The organism is Mesorhizobium sp. M2A.F.Ca.ET.067.02.1.1 (assembly GCF_004023285.1).
Lineage (GTDB): Bacteria > Pseudomonadota > Alphaproteobacteria > Rhizobiales > Rhizobiaceae > Mesorhizobium.
In genome coordinates this window covers 1-4,714 of the sequence record NZ_RZSB01000479.1, presented here as the reverse complement: position 1 = coordinate 4,714, position 4,714 = coordinate 1, and the positions used below count along the sequence as shown (strand labels likewise).

Sequence of the window (4,714 nt, the reverse complement as noted above, 5' to 3'; positions counted from 1 at the left end):
GATGCGACAATCCCCAACCCCAACGCCAGCGGCACCGCGATGAGAGCGGTCATGACCGCCAGGAACATGGTGTTGTAGAGACGAGGCGCGATGATCTCCGCCACGGTGCGCCGGTAACCTGTTCGGCTGGCGAAGGAGGATCCAAAGTCGCCCTTTACCATCTTGCCAACCCAGCTGAAGTAACGCTCGACTGGCGGGCGATCGAGGCCGATCTCGTGTTGAAGGGCCGCGACTGTTTCCGGGGTGGCAGATTGACCGAGCGTTGCCTTGGCGAAGTCGCCGGGCAGCATTGCGACCGCCGAAAAGATGATGATCGAAACAATGAACAGGGTAATCAGGCCGAGACCTAACCGCTGTAGAACCGTTTTGGCGACCGAATTCAAACGCATGCGCGCATTCCCAAGATTGCGCCGTCCGCAGGGCGAGCGACGCAGTTGGCAAACACCCTACGCCTCCGCCATCCACCAGCGCTCAGCCATCTTCAGTCCGTCATTTTCCCAATTGGGCGCCACATCGCCATGTCCTAGTTTCTTGGATTTGGCGCTTACGAAGTTGTTAAATACCAGCACGATGCTCCCGCCATCGTCATGGGTCAGCTGCTGCATTTCGCCATACATGTCGGCCCGCTTGGCCTCATCCGTCTCGGCTCGCGCCTGAACAAGCAATTCGTTGAAACGAGGATTCTTCCAGAATGACTCGTTCCAGCTGGATTCCGCTGCGAAGGCTTGTGTGAACATCCAGTCGGCTGTCGCGCGACCACTCCAATAGGAAGCGCACCACGGCTTCTTGAGCCAGATATTGTCCCAATAGGCGTCCTCGGCCTCGCGTACCACATTCACGTCGATGCCGCACTGTGCGGCCGTCTCGCGAATGAGCGCCGCTGCGTCAACCGCACCTGCGAAAGCGGCATCGGCGACCGAGAGATCAACCTTCAGCTTTTCCATTCCCGCCTTCTTCAGATAATGGCGGGCTTTTTCAGGATCGAAACGGTGTTGCGGCTCCGGGTTCTTGTAAAACTTGATCGCCGGCGCGATCGGATTGTCATTGGCAACGGTTGCGTGTCCGAGGAAAATCTTGTCGGCGATCTCTTGACGGTTGATCGCCCATTTCATTGCCATGCGCACATCCGGATTGTCGAAAGGCGCCATAGTGACGTTCATCGGCAAGGTATAGTGGCCGTAGCCGGTGACTTCGATGATCTCGATTTTTGGGTTGCGCTTCAACATGCCGAGTGTCTTCAGATCGGCGCGGCCAATGTAATCCACTTCCCCGGTTGAGAGGGCAGCCATGCGTGCGGCCAAATCCGTAATGGCGATGAATTCCACCTCATCCAGGTAAGGCTTGCCATTCTTGAAATAATTCGGGTTGCGCTTGAGCTTGGCCGAAACGCCGGGTTGGAAATTCTCGAGCACGAATGCGCCGGTTCGGGTTCCTGATCCCCAATCCGCTTTCCCATCCACGCTCGGCATGATGACAAAATGATAGTCGCTCATGATGTAAGGGAAATCGGCGTTGCCGCTGTTGAGCGTGAAGACAACCGTCTCTGGGCCATCCGCCTTGATGTCGGAAACGGATTCAAGCAGAGACTTCGCCGCTGATTTGGTATCGGCACCCATGTGATAGCGCATAGAGGTCACGACATCTTCCGCCGTCACGTTCTTGCCGTTGTGGAAGGTGACCCCCTTGCGCAGCTTGAAAACCCACGTTTTGGCGGCGTTCGAAGATTCGAAGCTCTCGGCCAAGTCCGGCTGGATGTCGCCCTTGGCGTCAACCTCCGTGAGGCCGTTGGACATAGCGCCCGAGAAGGCCGTTTGCGTGAAAGTATCCGGATAGCCGGCCGGATCTATGGAATCTGTCGTCGCGCCATGCGCCATGCCAAGCTTGGCAAAGCCGCCTTGCTGTGGTTGTGCCCGTGCTACGGTGACGAAGATCTGATCCGCGGCAGCGACGGTAAGGCCCGCCGCTATTCCCAAATGGATGAAGTCGCGGCGGGAAACCTTGCCGCGCCCGATCAGACTTTGCGCAATGCGAAGTTTGTACTCAGATTCAGACATTTTCGCTCTCCCATTTGCGGATTTTCCGCGTTTTTTTGAACACTCCTCAAGCAAGCTTGTCCGGCATTTATTGTTTCATTGCTTGCCGCTCCGTGCACTTGACTATTGATCGTTTTCTACCGTCACGCCGTTACATAGATGTTGCCGTCCTCAACTGTGACCGGGAATGTTCGCGCACGCACAGTTGGGTCGACGAGTGCCGAACCAGTTTTGATGTCGAACTCCCAGCCATGCCAGGCGCATCGCACGATCTCGTTTTCTCTATGATAGATGAACCGCGCATCCTCGACCGGCGCGGTCGTCCCGCATTGCGGCCCTTCACATAGGGGCGCGCCTCGATGCGGACAGATGTTGAGCAGCGCATGGAAGGTTTCTCCGATGCGGAACACACCCACCGAAAGGCTACGGACTTTGGCAATGACAGGTGTGCCGGCCTCGATCTCGTCAACGCGGCAGATGAAGGTTTTCTCGCCCATATTCTGCTCCGTCAGGCGGCGTTCGCGGTCAGGATGGCAGGAATGCGCTTGTAGACGTCGAGCGCATTCTGACCCATCACCTTGACTTTCCAGGACGGCGGGATGTGGAGCGTGTTGGCGTCGTCATAGTCCCAGTGCGGATAGTCTGACGCGAACATCAGCGTGTTCTCGCCATCCATCGCTTCCAGAATGGACCACAGATGCTGGACGTTGGCTGGCTGTTCCAGCGGCTGTGTTGAGAAGCGGATGTTACGGCGGCAGTATTCCGACGGTAGCATTTTGAGCCATGGCGTTTCTTTACGCAGCGCCTTGTAGTCAGCATCGAGGCGCCATAGCACCGTCGGCACCCAGGCGACGCCGCATTCGATCACGACGAAATAGAGTTCTGGCCATTTCTCGAAAACGCCGTGAGCGATCATGCTGGCGACATGGCTGATCGCCGACATGTGCAGAATGGCGTGTGTTTCCCAGAAGAAAGTTGTGGGGGCAGGCGCGACGGCGTTCCAGTTGACGCCTCCGTGCCCGCCGAGGTGAATGGCGAACGGCAATCCCATTTCCGCGCAGGCTTCATAGATCGGGTGGTAGAAGGGATCACCATACGGCTTCACTGAGCCTTGGGAGGCTAGAACCTGGACCATGCGCGGATGACTGCCCAGCCGGCGGATTTCAGCGGCCGCCAGCTTTGGATCCTGGGGCGCAATGACGATCGAACCCATGAAGCGATTGTCCTTCGGCAACCACTCCGCGATCTGATAGTCATTGTAGGCACTGACCAGCGCACTAGCGTAATAGGGATTTGCCAGCGTTGAGGCTTCAATGGGCTCGTCGCCGGTCAGGATCGCCACGCCGACATTATATTTGTCGAGGTGTTTGTCTTTCATGATCCGGTAGTTGTCCGCTTCAGTCTCAGGCCGCACATCCTTTCGGGAGAAATCCTGCGGATGAAACCAGGGGCGATGGCCGTGCGGGAACGATCCTTTCGGGCCAGTCTTCTCGCCCTCGATGAACATGTCCTTCCAGATGCCAGAAAGATACGGCTCTAAAACCGTGGCGCTTGACCAATAGTTGTGACAATCGCAGTCGACGATAAACACTTTAGCTTTCGCTCCCTGTCTAGCCCGGCCGTGCTGGCCGTTTAGTGCCTCCACCTTCCGCCTTGACAATTGCCGGATCAAGCCAATGATCTCTGGGTAACGATCGGCTTTTTCGATTAAGGTACGACGCATGCAGCTGGACCACATCGAGACGTTCCTCGACATTATTGAATCGCGGAACTTCAACCGGACTGCCGACCGGCTGAACATTACTCAGTCTACGGTCAGTACTCGGATCAAGAGTCTCGAAAGCGCGGTAGGGTCAGAGCTTTTCCATCGTGGTCGGGCTGGCGCTGAGCCGACTGCGGCGGGGCGACGTTTCGAGGCCTACGCGCGAGCGATGCTTTCGACGTGGTCGCAGGCGCGCCATGACGTTCGCGCGTTCAACCGGTTCGAAGGGACGCTGCGTGTGGCCGCCCAGGTAGGCATGACACGATCGGTGCTGCCGGGGTGGGTGGAGGCGCTCTGCCAGGTGCTTCCCAAAGCCTCGATCCATGTGGAATCCGACTATTCCAATCAGATGGTGACCGATCTCAGCATGGGAAATCTCGACATAGCGGTGCTCTACGCACCCCGCTACCTTCCCGAAATTACTTATGAGCACCTCATGGTCGAGGAATATGTGATGGTCTCGACCTTTGCCAGGACGCTATCGGAGGTGAATCCCGACAGCTACATTCGCCCGGGCTACACCGTCGTGCTCGAGAAAACCCACTCGGAGCTGATCCCTGCCCTGGCAATTTCGCGTCTTTCCATGGGATCCGAAAGCTTGGCCGAAGCGATGCTGCGGCGAACCGGAGGCAGTTGTTACATGCGCAGCGACGATGCCCGCAGGTTCACGGCCGAGTGCCCGTCGTTCCTGGTCGAGGGCGCGCCGACGCTTTACCAGCCAGTCCATACGGCCATGCTCGCCCGACGTAAGCATGAGCCGATCATCCGCAAAGGGCTTCGCGCGCTGCATCTCGCGGTGATGTCGCTGGAGATCTAGATCGAAATTTCCGATTAAAAAGCAGGCTCAAGCCCCTGTTTCGCGAAGGCCTCGGCTGCCATGTTGGCGCGTCATTGAGAGCCAAACATGAACGCACACACC

Annotated in this window: 5 protein-coding genes; 1 reads left to right on the top strand and 4 read right to left on the bottom strand. The window is 57.4% G+C overall.

What is annotated here, in order from left to right:
* From EOA28_RS25530 to EOA28_RS25515, 4 genes are all read right to left on the bottom strand, one after another.
* The coding region (locus EOA28_RS25530) for an ABC transporter permease (RefSeq protein ID WP_148670849.1) at positions 1–389 on the bottom strand (389 nt) is incomplete at its 3' end.
* A gap of 57 nt (positions 390–446) precedes the next feature.
* Complete coding sequence (locus tag EOA28_RS25525) at positions 447–2,054, bottom strand: ABC transporter substrate-binding protein (RefSeq protein ID WP_127249412.1); 1,608 nt, start codon at positions 2,052–2,054, stop codon at positions 447–449.
* 122 nt (positions 2,055–2,176) lie between these two features.
* Positions 2,177–2,530, bottom strand: a complete 354-nt coding sequence (locus EOA28_RS25520; protein ID WP_126082611.1) for a Rieske (2Fe-2S) protein — start codon at positions 2,528–2,530, stop codon at positions 2,177–2,179.
* An 11-nt stretch (positions 2,531–2,541) separates the two neighbouring features.
* Entirely contained in the window at positions 2,542–3,624 is a 1,083-nt protein-coding gene (locus EOA28_RS25515) for an amidohydrolase family protein (protein WP_126082610.1), read from the bottom strand.
* A 130-nt stretch (positions 3,625–3,754) separates the two neighbouring features.
* On the opposite strand from EOA28_RS25515, the gene EOA28_RS25510 reads away from it, so the two are divergent.
* Positions 3,755–4,612 (top strand): LysR family transcriptional regulator, encoded by an 858-nt coding sequence (locus tag EOA28_RS25510; RefSeq protein ID WP_127249413.1) that lies wholly within the window; start codon positions 3,755–3,757, stop codon positions 4,610–4,612.
* Positions 4,613–4,714 lie beyond the last annotated feature (102 nt).

Bases quoted from the DNA above. Each gene is read 5' to 3' on its own strand.
- EOA28_RS25520 (WP_126082611.1), bottom strand. From the start codon at position 2,530: ATGGGCGAGAAAACCTTCATCTGCCGCGTTGACGAGATCGAGGCCGGC.
- EOA28_RS25510 (WP_127249413.1), top strand. From the start codon at position 3,755: ATGCAGCTGGACCACATCGAGACGTTCCTCGACATTATTGAATCGCGG.
- EOA28_RS25525 (WP_127249412.1), bottom strand. From the start codon at position 2,054: ATGTCTGAATCTGAGTACAAACTTCGCATTGCGCAAAGTCTGATCGGG.